This is a genomic window from Rhizobium sp. FY34, from assembly GCF_005222845.1.
GTDB lineage: Bacteria > Pseudomonadota > Alphaproteobacteria > Rhizobiales > Rhizobiaceae > Neorhizobium.
In genome coordinates this window covers 277,632-294,202 of record NZ_STFZ01000007.1, presented here as the reverse complement: position 1 = coordinate 294,202, position 16,571 = coordinate 277,632, and the positions used below count along the sequence as shown (strand labels likewise).

At 61.3% G+C, this 16,571-nt stretch carries 15 protein-coding genes; 14 read left to right on the top strand and 1 reads right to left on the bottom strand.

What is annotated here, in order from left to right; all coding sequences use genetic code 11:
• Positions 1-135 precede the first annotated feature (135 nt).
• Positions 136-942, bottom strand: a complete 807-nt coding sequence (locus E8M77_RS06180) for an undecaprenyl-diphosphate phosphatase (RefSeq protein ID WP_137129737.1) — start codon at positions 940-942, stop codon at positions 136-138.
• Between the two features lie 156 nt (positions 943-1,098).
• Here E8M77_RS06180 and E8M77_RS06175 point away from each other — a divergent pair, with 156 nt between their 5' ends.
• From E8M77_RS06175 to E8M77_RS06110, 14 genes are all read left to right on the top strand, one after another.
• On the top strand, positions 1,099-1,791 hold the full coding sequence (locus tag E8M77_RS06175) for a glutathione S-transferase family protein (RefSeq protein ID WP_137129736.1): 693 nt from the start codon (positions 1,099-1,101) through the stop codon (positions 1,789-1,791).
• Positions 1,772-2,950, top strand: coding sequence for a tRNA epoxyqueuosine(34) reductase QueG (gene queG, locus E8M77_RS06170; protein WP_137129735.1), 1,179 nt, complete (start codon positions 1,772-1,774; stop codon positions 2,948-2,950). The genes E8M77_RS06175 and queG overlap by 20 nt, the downstream gene beginning before the upstream one ends.
• A gap of 2 nt (positions 2,951-2,952) precedes the next feature.
• Positions 2,953-3,825: an SDR family oxidoreductase gene (locus E8M77_RS06165; protein WP_137129734.1), complete on the top strand. Its 873-nt coding sequence runs from the start codon at positions 2,953-2,955 to the stop codon at positions 3,823-3,825.
• Positions 3,826-4,222: 397 nt separating this feature from the next.
• Positions 4,223-4,585 carry a septal ring lytic transglycosylase RlpA family protein gene (locus E8M77_RS06160; RefSeq protein ID WP_137129733.1) on the top strand — a complete coding sequence of 121 codons (363 nt, stop codon included), beginning with the start codon at positions 4,223-4,225 and terminating at the stop codon, positions 4,583-4,585.
• A gap of 90 nt (positions 4,586-4,675) precedes the next feature.
• The gene (locus E8M77_RS06155; protein WP_137129732.1) at positions 4,676-5,956 is read left to right on the top strand and encodes an RsmB/NOP family class I SAM-dependent RNA methyltransferase; all 1,281 of its coding nucleotides are present in this window, start codon (positions 4,676-4,678) and stop codon (positions 5,954-5,956) included.
• 114 nt (positions 5,957-6,070) lie between these two features.
• The gene (locus E8M77_RS06150) at positions 6,071-7,345 is read left to right on the top strand and encodes an imelysin family protein (protein ID WP_137129731.1); all 1,275 of its coding nucleotides are present in this window, start codon (positions 6,071-6,073) and stop codon (positions 7,343-7,345) included.
• A 49-nt stretch (positions 7,346-7,394) separates the two neighbouring features.
• A complete protein-coding gene (locus E8M77_RS06145; RefSeq protein WP_137129730.1) occupies positions 7,395-8,933 on the top strand; it encodes a di-heme oxidoredictase family protein in 1,539 nt (512 codons plus the stop codon).
• Positions 8,933-10,039 (top strand): imelysin family protein, encoded by a 1,107-nt coding sequence (locus E8M77_RS06140; RefSeq protein WP_137129729.1) that lies wholly within the window; start codon positions 8,933-8,935, stop codon positions 10,037-10,039. Before E8M77_RS06145 ends, E8M77_RS06140 begins: the two co-directional genes overlap by 1 nt.
• Position 10,040: 1 nt before the next feature.
• Positions 10,041-11,123 carry a DUF1513 domain-containing protein gene (locus E8M77_RS06135; protein ID WP_137129728.1) on the top strand — a complete coding sequence of 361 codons (1,083 nt, stop codon included), beginning with the start codon at positions 10,041-10,043 and terminating at the stop codon, positions 11,121-11,123.
• A 42-nt stretch (positions 11,124-11,165) separates the two neighbouring features.
• Entirely contained in the window at positions 11,166-11,618 is a 453-nt protein-coding gene (locus E8M77_RS06130; protein WP_137129727.1) for a TspO/MBR family protein, read from the top strand.
• A 74-nt stretch (positions 11,619-11,692) separates the two neighbouring features.
• Positions 11,693-12,142, top strand: coding sequence for a PaaI family thioesterase (locus E8M77_RS06125; protein ID WP_137129726.1), 450 nt, complete (start codon positions 11,693-11,695; stop codon positions 12,140-12,142).
• The gene (locus E8M77_RS06120) at positions 12,139-12,777 is read left to right on the top strand and encodes a 5'-methylthioadenosine/S-adenosylhomocysteine nucleosidase (RefSeq protein WP_137129725.1); all 639 of its coding nucleotides are present in this window, start codon (positions 12,139-12,141) and stop codon (positions 12,775-12,777) included. The genes E8M77_RS06125 and E8M77_RS06120 overlap by 4 nt, the downstream gene beginning before the upstream one ends.
• A gap of 40 nt (positions 12,778-12,817) precedes the next feature.
• Complete coding sequence (gene guaA / locus E8M77_RS06115) at positions 12,818-14,395, top strand: glutamine-hydrolyzing GMP synthase (protein WP_137129724.1); 1,578 nt, start codon at positions 12,818-12,820, stop codon at positions 14,393-14,395.
• A gap of 96 nt (positions 14,396-14,491) precedes the next feature.
• On the top strand, positions 14,492-16,546 hold the full coding sequence (locus E8M77_RS06110; RefSeq protein WP_137129723.1) for a glycosyl transferase: 2,055 nt from the start codon (positions 14,492-14,494) through the stop codon (positions 16,544-16,546).
• The last annotated feature ends 25 nt before the right edge of the window (positions 16,547-16,571 follow it).

The following is a 16,571-nucleotide window of genomic DNA, read 5'->3' as shown; positions in this document are numbered from 1 at the left end:
AGCCTGTAAAACGGACCAGAGCTTTGAGGCCATGATCTATATGGCAGCGGCTGTGATCAACTCACGATGAATCCCCACAGACCCTAGACAAGCATGGCGAACAAGGGGGCGGCCGGGCCGCCCCTCTGAAAATAGTCAGCGATAAAGAAGAAGACCGGCAAGGCCTGCAGTACCGACCAAGATGCGCCACCAGGCAAATGGCGCAAAGCCACGGCTCGAGACGAAGTCCAAAAGGCTTTTGACGACAAAGAGCGCCGTGATGAAAGCGGCGATAAAGCCGATGGCAATCACGCCCATATCGTCGAAACTCAGCGCATCCCGGTTCTTGTAGAGATCCAGCACGAAAGCGCCAACCATGGTTGGCATGGCGAGGAAGAACGAGAATTCCGCAGCCGAGCGCTTGTCCGTTCCCATCAGCAGCGAACCGACAATGGTGGCACCGGAACGCGAGGTGCCGGGGATCATCGCCAGGCACTGGAACAGGCCGATCTTGAAGGCGAGCGAAGGCGGATAGTCCATCACATCCGTGTAGCGCGGCGTAAACTTCATCCGGTCCACGACGAGCAGGATCACGCCGCCGAGGATCAGCATCACGCAGATCAGCATGGGCGTTTCAAACAGCACGGTCTTGATGAAATCATGCGCGATAGCGCCGATGACGGCGGCCGGCAGGAAGGCCAGAAGCACTGTCAGCACGAAACGGCGTGATTGCGCGTTGGAAGGCAGCGTCAGCGCGATATTCAGCAGCCGCTGGAAATAGACGAGCAGGATGGCAAGGATGGCGCCGAGCTGAATCAGCACCGCAAAAGTGTTGCCGGGCGATTCGAACCCCAGGAAATGGCCGGCCAACAGCACATGCGCGGTGGAAGAAACAGGAATGAATTCGGTCAGGCCCTCGATTAATCCGAGGATGAGAGCGCTGATGATGGACTGATCCGCCATTATTGATCCTTTGTTAACGGGGATGGGAACTATAGTGAAGAGAATACGCGTGCCGACCTACCAAACCCGCGAGACCGCCATATGTCAGCCACATTGCGGCAATGGTGATCGTGACTGATTCACGCCGAGAATAACAATCCTTCTTTTCGAGTACCGATGCCCACGCTCTACCATCATCCCATGTCCTCTGCCTCCCGATTCGTGCGCTTGATATTGGCGGAATATGGCTTTCAGACGGATCTCGTCGAGGAACAGACCTGGGAGAAGCGCCGGGAGTTTCTCGCCATCAATCCGGCCGGAACCCTGCCCGTCTATGTCGATGACAGCATGCGCGTGCTGTGCGGACCGACAGTGCTGCTGGAATTCCTGGACGAGACCCATGGTGTGCTGAAACGGGATCGCCGGCTTCTGGCCGAAGACCCATTCCAGCGCGCCGAGATCCGCCGGCTGACCGAATGGTTCCTCCAGAAGATGGAACAGGACGTGACGCGACCGCTGACCCGCGAACGGGTCTACAAGCTGCAGATGACCCAGGCGCAGGGCGGTGGCGCCCCCGATTCCAAGGTGCTGCGCACCTCACGCGCCAATATCCGCCAGCATATGAAATATCTGTCCTGGCTTGCCGGCTCGCGCACCTGGCTTGCCGGAGACCGGCTTTCCTATGCCGATCTTGCCGCGGCCGCCTCCATTTCTGTGCTGGATTATCTCGGTGAGATCGATTGGCAGGAGACACCCGTTGCCAAGGAATGGTATCAGAGGCTGAAATCGCGGCCGTCGTTCCGCCCCATGCTTGCGGAACGCATCCGCGGCATCACGCCGGTGTCTCATTATGCGGATCTCGACTTCTGAGAAAACACATGCGCCCTCTGCCTCGCCCGAAAAACAGGCGGAGCGGAAACGCAAGCTGTCGGCCTTCATCCGCGAGCAGGCGCAGGCGCAAGGCTTTGATGTCTGTCGCGTGACGCTGCCGACCTCCATTCCGCAGGCCCCTGCCCGGCTCGCTGAATTCGTGTCCGCCGGCCACCACGGCACCATGGCCTGGATGGAGGAAACACAAGAGCGGCGCGGTGATCCGCGCGCGCTGTGGATCGAGGTGCGCTCCATCGTCATGTTCGGCCTGAACTACGGGCCCGACGAAGATCCGCGCGGCCTTCTCGAGCGGCCGGATCGCGCCGCAATTTCCGTTTATGCACGCAATCGCGATTACCATGATGTCATCAAAGGCCGGCTGAAGGAAATCGCCACGCGCTTTGCAGCCCGCGCCGGTGAAGATGTGAAAGTGTTCGTCGATACCGCTCCCGTGATGGAAAAGCCGCTGGCAGCGGCCGCAGGGCTTGGCTGGCAGGGCAAGCACACCAATCTTGTATCGCGCAGCCACGGCTCCTGGCTGTTTCTCGGCAGCCTGTTCACCACCGCCGAGCTTGAGATCGACGCGCCGGAGCGCGATCATTGCGGCTCCTGCCGCGCCTGTCTCGACGCCTGTCCGACGAATGCCTTCCCCTCTCCCTACCAGATCGATGCGCGACGCTGCATTTCCTATCTGACCATCGAGCACAAGGGGCCGATCGCGCCTGAATTGCGCCCGATGATCGGCAATCGCATCTATGGCTGCGATGATTGCCTGGCCGCCTGCCCGTGGAACAAGTTTGCCGCAAGTGCTTCGGAAATGAAGCTGCAGGCGCGCGAGGACCTGAAGGAGCCGACAATCGCCTCCCTGCTGGAACTTGACGATGCGCATTTTCGCACGTTTTTCAGCGGCTCGCCGGTCAAGCGCATCGGTCGCGACCGCTTTGTGCGCAATGTGCTGATCGCGGCCGGCAATTCCGGCGAGACTGATCTGATTGCGCCCTGCCTTCGTCTTCTGTCGGATCCGTCCGAGGTGGTACGGGCAATGGCGATATGGGCGCTGAGCCGGCTGATGGAGCGGCAGGACTTCGCGCAGCTTGCGGCGCAACGACAGACAGATATGCCTCTGGTGGAGGCGGAATGGCAATTGGCAGGAGCTTGAGCATGCGGATGATGATTTTGGGCGCCGGTTATTCCGGTCAGGCGATTGCCGCGCAAATGATGGAGGCTGGCGAAAGCGTCTCCGGCACGACCCGCAGCGCCCAGAAGGCCGAACATCTGGCAAGCCTTGGTATACGCCCCCTCATCTTCGACGGCACGAATCTTTCCGATGCTCTGCGGACCGAGATGGAAGACACCACCCATCTTGTGCAGTCCATCGCACCGGGCGAGGCCGGCGATCCGCTGCTACTGCTTTCTGGGGGCGATCTGCGCCAACTGTTTCCCAAGCTTTCCTGGGCCGCCTATCTCTCCACTGTCGGGGTCTATGGCCATCACGGCGGCGACTGGGTCACCGAAGAGACCGAATGCCGGCCGGTCTCGCAGCGCTCCGTCGAGCGGGTGGCGGCCGAACAGGGCTGGATGGATGCCGGCGCAGCAGCCGGCGCCAGCATCGCCATCCTGCGATTGTCGGGCATCTATGGTCCCGGCCGCAACGGTTTCATGAACCTTGCCTCCGGCACGGCACGGCGGCTGGTCAAGCCCGGCCAGGTGTTCAACCGCATCCGCGTCGAGGATATCGGCGCTGCCACCCGCTTCCTCATCGAGCACCAGCAGGGCGGCATCTTCAACATCACCGATGATGAGCCGGCCCCGCCGCAGGATGTGGTGACGGAGGCAGCCCGGCTGATGGGGATCGCGCCACCGCCCGAGCAGGCTTTCGAAACAGCGGAGCTTAGCCCCATGGCCCGCTCCTTCTATGGCGAGAACAAACGGGTCTCCAACGCCAAGATACGCAACCTTGGATTTCAATTCACCCACCCGGATTATCGGGTCTCGCTGCGCCAGCTCTGGCAGGATGACTGCTGGAAGGCCTGACCGCAGGGCCTTCAGGCGCGCTTTCGGCGGCGGATTCAATGGGTGAAAATTCCATTTTATCCGTCTCTTGCGGACAGAAATACCCGTTAATCAGGGTAAACATCCGTTAACACTCGGGTTTTCGGGCCATATTTCGGTATCCCGAACAATAAAATTTCTGCGATTTTTGTGATCGACTGACTCTGGTGTTTCAGTGGGGATGAATTTTCCTATTTACCGCTGATTCATCATGGTTTTTTCCGGATGCATCGCCGGATATCATTAGCCGGCTTCCTATCACGAATATTACATGCCGTAACATTGCGTGATCACAAGGCCCACGTTTCTGCCTTTTTTCGCCCCGCTTAAGCCCCTCGACACGCATTTTCAGCGACGGGTTCACAGGGGACAACACGATTTGACGTTCAACAAACGCATCACACTTGCCGCGGTTGCCATCGCATCCATGTCTTTTATCGCCAATGCACCGGCTCATGCGGCGCCAGGTTGTGGTCACGCCTCCTGGTATGCCCTCGGCTCCAAGACAGCCTCCGGTGAACGCATGAACCCATCCAAGCTAACGGCGGCCCACAAGTCGCTCAGCTTTGGAACGCAAGTGAAGGTGACGAACAAGCGCAACGGCAAGAGCGTCGTGGTGCGCATCAATGATCGAGGCCCCTTCACCCGAGGCCGGGTGATCGACCTGTCGAAGGCCGCCGCGCAGAATATCGGCATGATTTCCTCGGGCACCGCCCAGGTCTGCTACGAGATCATCGGCTGAGACCCGCCGGCATCCTGCAAAGCTGGTCGGCCTTGCCCTTGCCACGGATCGCGGCTACACGCCGCAGGATCGGTTAAGGAGAGCACTACAATGCGACTGGGCGGACGGATGGCAGCGGCCATCGAGGTATTGGCGGATATCGAGGCGCGCAAGCGTCCTGTCGCCGATGCGCTCAAGGACTGGGGCCTTGGCCACCGCTTCGCCGGCTCCGGCGATCGTGCCGCCATCGGCAATATCGTCTATGACGCGCTGCGCATGCGCCTCAGCCATGCCTGGCTGATGGATGACGACAGCGAGACCGCCCTTGTCTATGCCGTGCTTCTGCGCCAATGGGCCTATACCCGTGATACGCTGGCAGCCGAATTGCTGGACGACAAGTTTGCCCCCACCCTGCCGGATCTTGCAGCCTTTACCAGCCGAGACCTGTCTGAAGCGCCGCTGCATGTGCAGGCCGATATTCCCGATTGGGTCGTCACCTCCTTCCAGACCGCCTTCGGCACTGACTGGCTGGAGGAGGCCAAGGCGATGGCCGGCCGGCCGACGCTCGATCTTCGTGCCAATACGCTGAAGGCCAGTCGCGACAAGGTGGTGAAGGCGCTCGATCGGTCCGGCGCCGTGGCCACCCGCATTGCCCGCAATGGTGTGCGCATTGCCGCCGGCGAAGGCTCCTCGCGTCTTCCCAATGTCACGGCAGAACTCTCCTTCCAGAAGGGTTGGTTCGAAGTGCAGGACGAAGGCTCGCAGATCGTTGCCGATCTCGTCCAGCCGCAGGATGGTCACCAGATTCTCGACTATTGTGCCGGCGGTGGCGGCAAGACGCTGGCACTGTCTGCTGCCATGAATAACAAAGGCCAGGTTCACGCCTATGATGCCGATCGCAAGCGGTTGGCCCCGATCATCGAGCGCCTGCGCCGTGCCGGCACCCGCAATGTGCAGGTGCATGATGATGTGCGCCAGTTGGCTGCCTATGAGAACCGCCTGGATACGGTTCTGGTCGATGCGCCTTGTACCGGCACCGGCACTTGGCGCCGCCGCCCCGATACGAAATGGCGTCTCACGCAGAAGAATATTGAGGAGCGCCAGGGCCAGCAGCTCGATGCGCTCACCTCCGCCTCTGCCTATGTGAAGCCCGGCGGCATGCTGGTCTATGTCACCTGCTCGGTGCTGCCGGACGAAAATGATGTCCAGATCCGCCGCTTCTGCGCTGACAACCCGCAATTTGTACCGCAGCCGAGCCTGCCGGTCTGGGACAAGCTATTCGGCCCTGACGCCCCCAAGCCGCATTCCGCCGATGGCACCATGCTGACGCTCTCGCCGGCGCGCACCGGAACGGATGGCTTCTTCTTCTGTCGCCTGCAACGACAGGCCTAGGACCGATCAAACCACGTTACCTGGTTCAAATGGTTCTAATGTAGATTGTTTGACACAAGATTTTATTTGCGCGATGACAGCGCAATCGGGGTCAAGCCGTAGCAGGAGATAGAGATGATCCGTAGAACGATTTTGAACGCAAGCCTTGGCTTGCTTGCCGCATCCGCCGCCTTCATCGTGACGCCCGCAGGCGCCGCGGAACCTGCCGCGGTCCTGACCCATTATGCCGATCTTGCGCATGCCAAGTTCGAGGATGCCCTGACCACCGCCAAGGCGCTGGATGCCGCCATCGACGCGCTGATCGCCAAGCCTTCGGCCGAAACGCTGGCCGCCGCCCGCGCCGCCTGGATTGCCGCGCGCGTTCCCTACCAGCAGACGGAAGTCTATCGCTTCGGCAATCCGATCGTCGATGCCTGGGAAGGCAAAGTGAATGCCTGGCCGCTTGACGAAGGCCTGATCGATTATGTCGACGCCTCCTATGGCACCGAAAGCGACAGCAATGCCTATTTCACCGCCAACATCATTGCCAATCCCAAGCTTTCCGTGAATGGCGAGGAGATCGACGCCTCCAAGATCACGCCCGAGCTGATTGAGAGCCTGCACGAGGCCGGCGAGGTGGAAGCCAATGTGGCGACGGGCTACCACGCCATCGAATTCCTGCTTTGGGGCCAGGACCTGCATGGCACCGGGCCTGGTGCCGGCGAGCGTCCGTTTACCGATTACGACAAGGCCAATTGCACCCATGGCAATTGCGACCGACGCGCCGATTACCTGAAATCTGCCTCCACACTACTGGTCAAGGACATGGCCGAGATGGTGACCGCCTGGGCGCCCGACGGCGAGGCCACCCAGAATGTGACCGCCGATCCGAAGGCCGGCATCACCGCCATCCTGACCGGCATGGGCTCGCTATCCTATGGCGAACTGGCCGGCGAGCGCATGAAGCTCGGCCTTCTCCTGCATGATCCGGAAGAAGAGCATGATTGCTTCTCCGACAACACGCATGCCTCCCACCTCAACGACGCCATCGGCATCGCATCCGCATATAACGGCACCTATACGCGCGTTGACGGCACGAAGATGACCGGCCCTTCACTGTCGGAACTGGTGAAGGCAAAGGATCCGGCCCTCGACCAGGAAATGACCGCCAAGCTCGACAAGACGCTGGCCGCCATGATTGCCATGGCAGACCGCGCCAAGACAGTCGAAGCCTATGACCAGATGATCGGTGAGGGCAATACGGCAGGCAATGCCGTGGTGCAGACCGCCATCGATGGCCTGATCGACCAGACCAAGACCGTCGAGCGCATCATTGCTGCGCTGGATCTCGGCGCTGTCCAGCTGGAAGGCTCAGACAGCCTGGACAATCCCAACGCCGTCTTCAAATAAGCGATTGGAGCGGGTCGCTGCGAGCGTCTTGCAGCGACCCGAACCCATAATGACAAAGCGCAAGGCCTCCCTCATCCTGCTTTCCGCCGTCTCCGGCGCATGGCTCCTGGCCCCCTTCGTCGCGCTTGGCGATGCAAGCCTTGACAGCCCTTTGCGACAGGACGTTTCGGCAAAAGACCAGGCCCGCGTCGCCTCCGTCATTCGCCCGACGCAGGATTTTAGCCGCGCCGAACCCTTCGAGGCCATGGCCGGCGGGGCCGGAACCTCGCGTGCAGCCGTCAATGGCAATGCCTTTTCTCAGTTTTCCGCCAATATCACCTTTGCCGAACAGGAGCAGTTCAAGCTCGGCAATGCGTTGTTCACAAAGCTCTGGGTGGCCTCACCCTCTTCCACGCAAGCATCCGATGGGCTTGGGCCGCTGTATAACGCCCGCGCCTGCCAGAGCTGTCACATCAAGGATGGCCGCGGCCATCCGCCGGAGGGCCTGGCAGATCGCACCTCGATGTTCCTGCGGCTGGCAAGGCCGGCGCGAACGCCCGCCGAACAGGCAGCGCTTGACCGGCACGAGGCGCTGAATTTCCCCGATCCGGCCTATGGCGAGCAATTGCAGGATCTGGCCGTGCCCGGCCTTGCCGCAGAAGGCGAAATGCAGATCGCCTATGACGAACAGCCCGTAACGCTTGGCGATGGCACGGTGGTTTCCCTTCGCAAGCCGAAATACTCCGTCTCGGATCTGGCCTATGGGCCGCTTTCGCCGGACACAACGCTGTCGCCGCGCGTTGCGCCGCCCATGCTCGGCATGGGATTGATCGAGGCCATTCCGGACACGGAAATCCTGGCCCATGCCGATCCCGACGACCGCAATGGAGATGGTATTTCCGGCAAGGCGGCCGTCGTGCGGGATCACCTGAGCGGCAAGCTTTCGCTTGGCCGCTTCGGCTGGAAGGCGCAGAATGCCACGGTGCGTGACCAGACAGCCGCTGCCTTTGCCGGCGACATGGGGCTTTCGACGCCGGACCGCCTCACCCCATATGGCGACTGCACGGCAAACCAGCCGGCATGTCTGTCTCTGCCCACGGGCGTGCAGGCGCGTCTCGGCGATAGCGAAGCGCCGGATCCGGTGATGGATCTTGTCACCTTCTATTCGAAGAACCTTGCGGTTCCCATGCGCCGTAATGTCGATGATGCACAGGTTCTGCGCGGCAAACAGCAGTTTTATGCGAGCGGCTGCGCCAGCTGCCATGTACCGAAATTCGTGACCCGCCGGGGCACGGACAATCTGGCGCAGGCCTTCCAGCTGATCTGGCCCTATTCCGATTTCCTGCTGCATGATATGGGCGAGGGATTGGCAGACGGACAAGCTGTGGGCCTTGCAACCGGGACTGAATGGCGCACCCAGCCACTCTGGGGTATCGGTCTGACGCAGACCGTCAATGGTCACAGTTTCTTCCTGCATGACGGGCGGGCGCGCAATCTCACCGAAGCCATCCTCTGGCATGGCGGAGAGGCGACCCGCGCCCGAGATGCCTTTGCTGCCCTGCCTGCGGATGACCGCAAGGCGCTTTTGACATTCCTGGAGTCGCTCTGATGCGCAAGATCATCGCTGCCCTGACCATGCTTGCCCTGTCCTCCACTTCAGCCCTGCCCCAGGATGCCAATCTGTCGCCGCCCCCGGAATTGACCCCTGCCGGCGCCCGCTTGGTGATGAGCAAGGTGGTAGATGGCTTCATCCGACCGGGTTACCGGCGCTTTGCCGAAACGAGTGGCCAGCTGACCTCCGCCATGATGCAGCTCTGCATGGCGCCTTCGCCTGAAAAGCTTAAGGCTGCGCGACAGGCCTTTGCCACGGCGGCAACCGATTGGGCGCGCATCGAAGTGGTACGGGTTGGTCCGGTGATCGAGAAGAACCGCTTCGAGCGCATCCTGTTCTATCCCGACCGCAAGGGCACCGGCCTTCGCCAGGTGCAGGCGCTGATTGCCAATCCGGATGAAACGGCCACAACACCGGATGGTCTTTCGGGCAAGAGCGTTGCGATGCAGGGTCTGGGCGCCCTGGAATTCGTGCTGCATGGCTCAGGCTCCGAGACACTGGCGACGGATGCAAACGGCTTTCGCTGCCGTTATGGCCTAGCGGTCGCCGGCAATGTGCAGAAAGTCGCAACCGAATTGCTGCAGCTCTGGGACAATCCGGACGGCATTGCCCGCGACTGGAAAAACCCCGGCCCGCAAAGTGCCGTGTTTCGCACCCCGCAGGAAGCCATGACCGAAGTGCTGGGCATTCTGGTGCATGCGGCTGAAGCCGTGCGCGACCAACGCGTCGAGAGCTTCTACAAGGGCGAGGCCAACAACACCTTTCCGAAACAGGCGCTGTTCTGGCGCGCCGGCCTTACTTTTCCCATGATCAATGGCAATCTGCAGGGCATCAAGACCCTGCTGGATACGTCCGGCCTTCGCGACCTCCTCAATGCGGACCAGCAGTCGATCATCGGCTCCATCGATTTCGTGCTGACCTCGCTGATGCGCGTCTCCGGCACGATCACCCCGGATGTGGAGGCTGCCGTGACCGATACAACCGAACGCCAGAAGCTTGATTTCGTCCTGCTCAACAGCCGTGACCTGATCCTGCGGCTGAACGACAGCCTCGGTGGCGGGCTTGGCCTTGGCGCCGGCTTCTCCTTCTCCGATGGAGACTGACATGGTGCGCAGCCCAGCCCTTGAAAGACGCAGTTTCGTGCGGGCAGCCGGGCTCTCCTTCCTCGCAGCCCTCTCCCCGCGCCGGCTATACGCGCTGGAGCGGGCGGACGCCGTCTATGCCTCCGGCTTTCGCGCGCAGGATGGCACTTACGGCATCGCAACCGTCAGCCTGCGCGGCGCGGTAATCGACCGCATTGCGCTTCCGGCGCGTGCCCATGGTCTGGCCTATTGCCGTGTGACCGGGCGTGGCGTGGCCTTTGCCAGGCGTCCCGGCACATTCGCCATGATCTTTGATCCGCAGGCAAAAGCCGAACCGGTGGTGATCAGCGCGCCGGAGGGCCGTCATTACTACGGCCACGGCCACTTCTCGCCGGATGGCCGCATTCTCTATGCCAGCGAGAACGATTTCGACGGCAATCGCGGCATGATCGGCCTTTATGATGCAACAGACGGCTTTGCCCGCATCGGCGAATTCGATGCCGGTGGTATCGGCACGCATGACATGACCGTCTCCGACGACGGAGGGTTGCTGATCATCGCCAATGGCGGCATTGAGACACATCCGGATTTTGGCCGCACCAAGCTCAATCTCGACCGCATGCAACCTTCGCTCGTCATTCTCGATGCCGCAACCGGAGATATCGTCCAGCGCCACGCTCTGCCCGAACCGCTCAGCCAGCTCTCCACCCGGCATCTCGATATCGACGAGGCCGGCCGCATCTGGTTTGCCTGCCAATATGAGGGGCCGCGCACCGACCTGCCGCCGCTTGCCGGCCATTTCAGCCTCGGCGAAGATCTACATTTCATCGATCTGCCGCAGGAAACGACCGAGCGGCTTTGCAATTATGTCGGCGCGATTGCCATCAACCGTCGCGAAAACCTGGTGGGGCTCACCTCGCCCAAGGGTGGGGCGGCCGTCATCCTTGATGCGAAAACCGGCAAAGTTCTGGCCGAAGAGAAAGTGGTCGATGCCGCAGGCATTGCCGCCGCACCGGATGGCATCGCGGTTTCCTCCTATGATGGCACGCTGGCCGCGACCCGCTCCAGACTTGCCTGGGACCAGCATCTGGTGCGCCTGGCATGACGATGCTGGCCATTTGGCCTATGCGCCCTATCTGAGGTTTCCATGAAGAAAATCCTCGTCCACGTCCTGTTCATTGTCATCGTCGTCAGCCTTGGCGCGCTCATCGGCATCTCGAATGTGCCGGGCACCTGGTACCAATCGCTGGAGAAGCCGGTCTTCAACCCGCCCAACTGGCTGTTTGGACCGGTCTGGACCATGCTCTATGTGCTGATCGGCTTTGTCGGGGCGCGATCCTGGCTTTCCGCCCCGGCTTCAGCCCGCACCCAGCTGTGGTTTGGCCAGATGGCGCTGAACTTTATCTGGACGCCCGCCTTTTTCGGCGCCGAAAGCACCCTCCTCGGCCTCATCGTCATCCTGCCACTGCTTACCAGCATCCTCATCTTCATCCGCATAACTTGGACGCGCGACCGCCTCAGCGCAGTTCTGTTTCTGCCCTATGCCGCCTGGGTGGGTTTTGCCACGCTGTTGAACCTGTCGCTTTTTCTGCTGAATTGATCCTCGCCACCGCACCACGCTTGCAGCGGCCGGCCCGCCATGCCAGTTTCGCAGCCGCGAAAGGACAAGCAGGCATGGACGAGATCGACCCCGGAGATTTCCGCGCGCGCGTGAAGCGCAGTTTCGAGCGCCAGGAGGCCATGCGCACCATTGGCGCGGAGCTTACCCGCGTCGAGCAGGCCATGGTCGAGATCGAAATGCCCTTCGATCTGAAGCTCACCCAGCAGCATGGTTTCCTGCATGCGGGCGTCATTGCAGCCGGGCTCGATGCCGCCTGCAGCTATGCCGCCTATACAGTCATCGAGCCGGAGGCCTCCATCCTCACCATTGAATTCAAGGTCAACCTGATGTCGCCGGGGCGCGGCGAGCGGTTTCTGTTTCGCGGCGAAATCACCAAGCCCGGCTCCACCATCATCGTCGCCGATGGTCGCGCCTATGCACTGAGCGACGGCCCCGCAAAGCTGATCGCCTCGATGAGCGGCAGCATGATGGTGATCCGCGGCAGACAGGATATTTCTGGATGAGCTTTACCCTCGAAACAATCGGCGACCAGAAGGTTCTCTTCGTCATGGCCGTGGATGCCGAATATGGCCCGCATCTGCGCGCCCGCTTTCGCCCGCTGATGACCGGCGTCGGGCCGATCGAGGCAGCGATTGCCATGACCGTCTGCCTGTCCAGCCTGAAGGCAGAGGCGCGTCTGCCGGATCTTACCGTCTGCCTGGGCTCTGCCGGTGCGCGGGATCTCGAGCAGACGGAGATCTATCGGGCGTCCAGCGTCTCCTGGCGCGACATGGACGCCTCGCCACTCGGCTTTGAGAAGGGCCGCACGCCCTTCCTCGACCTGCCGGCAAGCGTGCCCTTGCCGCATGGTATTCCAGGCTTGCAAAGCGCGCGTCTGTCGACCGGCGGCAATATCGTCTCGGGCCAGGCCTATGATGGTATCGATGCCGACATGGTGGATATGGAAACCTTTGCCGTGCTGCGTGCCTGCCAGCGTTTCGCAGTGCCGCTGATCGCCCTTCGCGGCATTTCCGATGGCAAGGCGGAGCTTCGCCACGTGGACGACTGGACGCAATATCTGCATGTCATCGACGAAAAGCTGGCGCAGGCCGTCGACCTGCTGTCGCAAGCCCTGAAATCCGGCGATTTGCGCCTCTGACCCGGTTGCGAAAAGCGGAAGTTTTCATTAAAGCCTCGCCATGACCCAGATAGCCCATCCCGACAGCATCCTCATCATCGATTTCGGCAGCCAGGTGACGCAGCTGATCGCGCGCCGTATCCGCGAGGCCGGCGTCTATTGCGAAATCCATCCCTTCCAGAACGCGCGCGACGCCTTTCTGAAGCTCTCGCCCAAGGGCGTCATCTTCTCCGGCGGTCCCGCCTCGGTGACGACGGAAGGCAGCCCGCGCGCGCCGCAGGAAGTGTTTGACACGGGCGTGCCGATCCTTGGCATCTGCTATGGTCAGCAGACGCTCTGCACGCAGCTGGGCGGCACTGTCGAAGGTGGCCATGCGGCAGAATTCGGCCGCGCCGATGTGGAGGTCAAGAAGGACAGCCCGCTGTTTGACGGTTTCTGGACCGCCGGCGGCCGCTATCCGGTCTGGATGAGTCATGGCGACCGCGTGACCGAACTGCCCGACGGCTTCGAGGTTATCGCAACGTCCGAAAACGCCCCCTTCGCCATCGCCGCCGACGAGAAGCGCCGTTATTACACCACCATGTTCCACCCGGAAGTGGTGCATACGCCGGACGGCGCGAAGCTTCTGTCGAATTTCGTGCACAAGATTGTCGGGCTCAAATCCGATTGGACCATGGCGGCCTACCGCGCCGAAATGATCCGCAAGATCAAGGACCAGGTTGGTACCGGTCGCGTGCTCTGCGCGCTGTCCGGTGGCGTGGATTCGTCCGTGGCCGCCATCCTCATCCATGAAGCGATCGGCGACCAGCTCACCTGCGTCTATGTCGATCACGGCATGATGCGCATGGGTGAGAGCGAGCAGGTTGTCGGCATGTTCCGCGACCACTACAACATCCCGCTCGTCCATGTGGATGCCTCCGACCTCTTCCTCGGCCAGCTTGAGGGCGTCACCGACCCGGAAGTGAAGCGCAAGACGATCGGTCGCCTATTCATCGAGGTATTTGAGGCGGAAGCCGCCAAGATCGCCTCTGATGGCAAGGGTGCACCGAAATTCCTCGCACAGGGTACGCTCTATCCGGATGTCATCGAAAGCGTCTCCTTCTCGGGCGGACCTTCGGTCACCATCAAGAGCCATCACAATGTCGGCGGCCTGCCGGAGCGCATGAACATGGCTCTGGTGGAACCGCTTCGCGAACTCTTCAAGGATGAAGTGCGCGCGCTTGGCCGCGAACTCGGCCTGCCGGATAGCTTCATCGGCCGTCACCCGTTCCCCGGCCCCGGCTTGGCCATCCGCTGCCCCGGCGCCGTGACGCGCGAAAAGCTCGACATCCTGCGCAAGGCGGATGCCATCTATCTCGACGAAATCCGCAAAGCCGGTCTCTACGACATCATCTGGCAGGCCTTTGCCGTGCTGCTGCCGGTGCAGACCGTTGGCGTCATGGGCGATTACCGTACCTATGATTTCGTCTGCGCGCTGCGTGCCGTTACCTCCGTCGACGGCATGACGGCGGATTTCTACCCCTATGACATGAACTTCCTCGGCCGCACCGCAACGCGCATCATCAACGAAGTGCGCGGCATCAACCGGGTCGTCTATGACGTGACGTCCAAGCCGCCCGGCACGATCGAGTGGGAATGACGCGCACATGAGACCAGGGTTTCCCCCGAAAACTAAGCGGGGGAAACCGGCTCTGGGCCGTTGCATTATCACGCCCAAGGCCGCCAATTCTGGACCATGTCAAACATCGCGCCTGATTCTATCCTACCTGAATCCGCACCCACTTTTGCGGGCGTCCTTGACCTTGCGCGGCTGCAACGCTTGGCCCTGACCGATGTCTTCCAGATTGCCAGCGCTTTCGGAACCTCCGGCAAGCAGGCCGAGGCAGCGCAGCTGTACAAGACCTGGATCGCGTATAACGACAGCCATCCGCTTCTCCACCTCGTCTACTTCAATTTTGCCGTGACGCTGCGCCAGCAGGGCGACATTCCCGGTTCCATTCATGCGCTGCGCGCCTGCCTGAAAATCGATCCGCGCTTTGGCCAGGCGCATATCAATCTTGGCCGGGCGCTGGAAGATAGCGGGCTGGCAACACAGGCGATCCAGCAATGGCGCGCCTATGCGGACATGACCGCCGATATCTCTGCCGATCGCACACTGCACCGATTGTTGACGCTGCAGCATATCGGCCGCGTCATGGAAAATGCCGGGCTGATGGAAGAGGCTGAAACCGTTCTGTGGCAGGCCATCGAGCTTCGTCCGGACAAGACGGAAGCCGGCCAGCACTGGAGTGCGCTGCGCCAGCGGCAATGCAAATGGCCGATCCTCACCCCGTCCGAACACGCCTCGCACCGCCAGCTGATCGACAGCATGTCGCCGCTGTCGCTCGCCTGCTATAGCGATGATCCGCTGTTCCAGCTGGCCAAGGCCTATCGCTACAACAAGTCCTTTGTCGGACGCCCCGACACCACGGGCTTTACCGCCAAGAAGCCTGTGCTGAAGACTGGGACGACACAGAAACTGCGTGTCGGCTATGTCTCGTCTGACCTGCGCGACCATGCCGTAGGCTTTGCGCTGCGCGAAGTGCTGGAACTGCACGACAGCCAGACTGTCGAGATCTATGCCTATTACTGCGGCGATCCGGTCGTCAACGATCCGACGCAGGAGCGCATGAAGGCGGCCGTCGCCGTCTGGCGCGATATCTTTGCCTTGAGCGATGCGGACGCCGCCCGCCAGATCGCCAAGGATGACATCGACATCCTGATCGACGTCAACGGCTACACGAAACATGCCCGCACGAAGATCTTTGCCTATCGCCCGGCGCCGGTCATCGTCAATTTCTGCGGCTATCCGGGTTCCATGGGCAGCCCCTTCCACCAATATATGATCACCGATGGCTTCGTCGCACCCGAAGGCTCTGAGATCTATTATTCGGAGAAAGTGCTGACGATCCCCTGCACCCAGCCGGTGGACCGCAAGCGGGTGATTGCGTCCAAACCGACACGTGGCGAGGCCGGGCTGCCGGAGGATGCCTTTGTCTTTGCCTGCTTCAATGGCATGCAGAAAACCACCGAGGCGACATTTGGCCAGTGGATGGAAATTATGGCGGCCGTGCCGAATGCCGTGCTCTGGTTGCTGACGGGCGGCGATACGGTGGACGAGCACCTGCGCCAGCTGGCAGAAAAGGCAGGCATTGTCCGCGAGCGGCTGGTCTTTGCACCCAAAGCCCCGAATGCGAAACATCTGGCGCGTATTGCCTGCGCGGATCTCTTCCTCGATACCTTCCCCTACGGCGCCCATTCGACAGCTGCCGATGCGCTGACCGTCGGCCTGCCGGTCTTGACCTATCCGGGAAAAAGCTTTGCCGCACGCTTCTGCGCCAGCATCGTATCGGCCGCCGGCATTCCAGAGCTGATCTGCGAAAACCCCGGCGCTTATGTCGAAAAGGCCATCGCATTTGCAAGCGCCCCGGACACATTGCAGGCCATCCGCCAGACCCTTGAAGCGCGGCGCGACACGAGCGTGCTGCGTGACATGCCAGGCCTTGCCCGCCGACTGGAAGAACTCTTCTGGCAGATGCAGGCTAAGGCCGAGCGCGGCGAAACGCCAGTGCCGGATCTTGCCAATCTCGACCTATATTACGAGATCGGCGCCGAACTGGTCGATGATAATATAACATTTAGCGACGACGAGACCTATCGGCGGCAATACCATGACAGGCTGGCCGCCTATCATGACTATGCGCCAATTGCACCGGACCGCAGGCTATGGCCCGCAGACCCGAAAGCCTGAAAGCCTGAAAGCCGAATTGGCTACC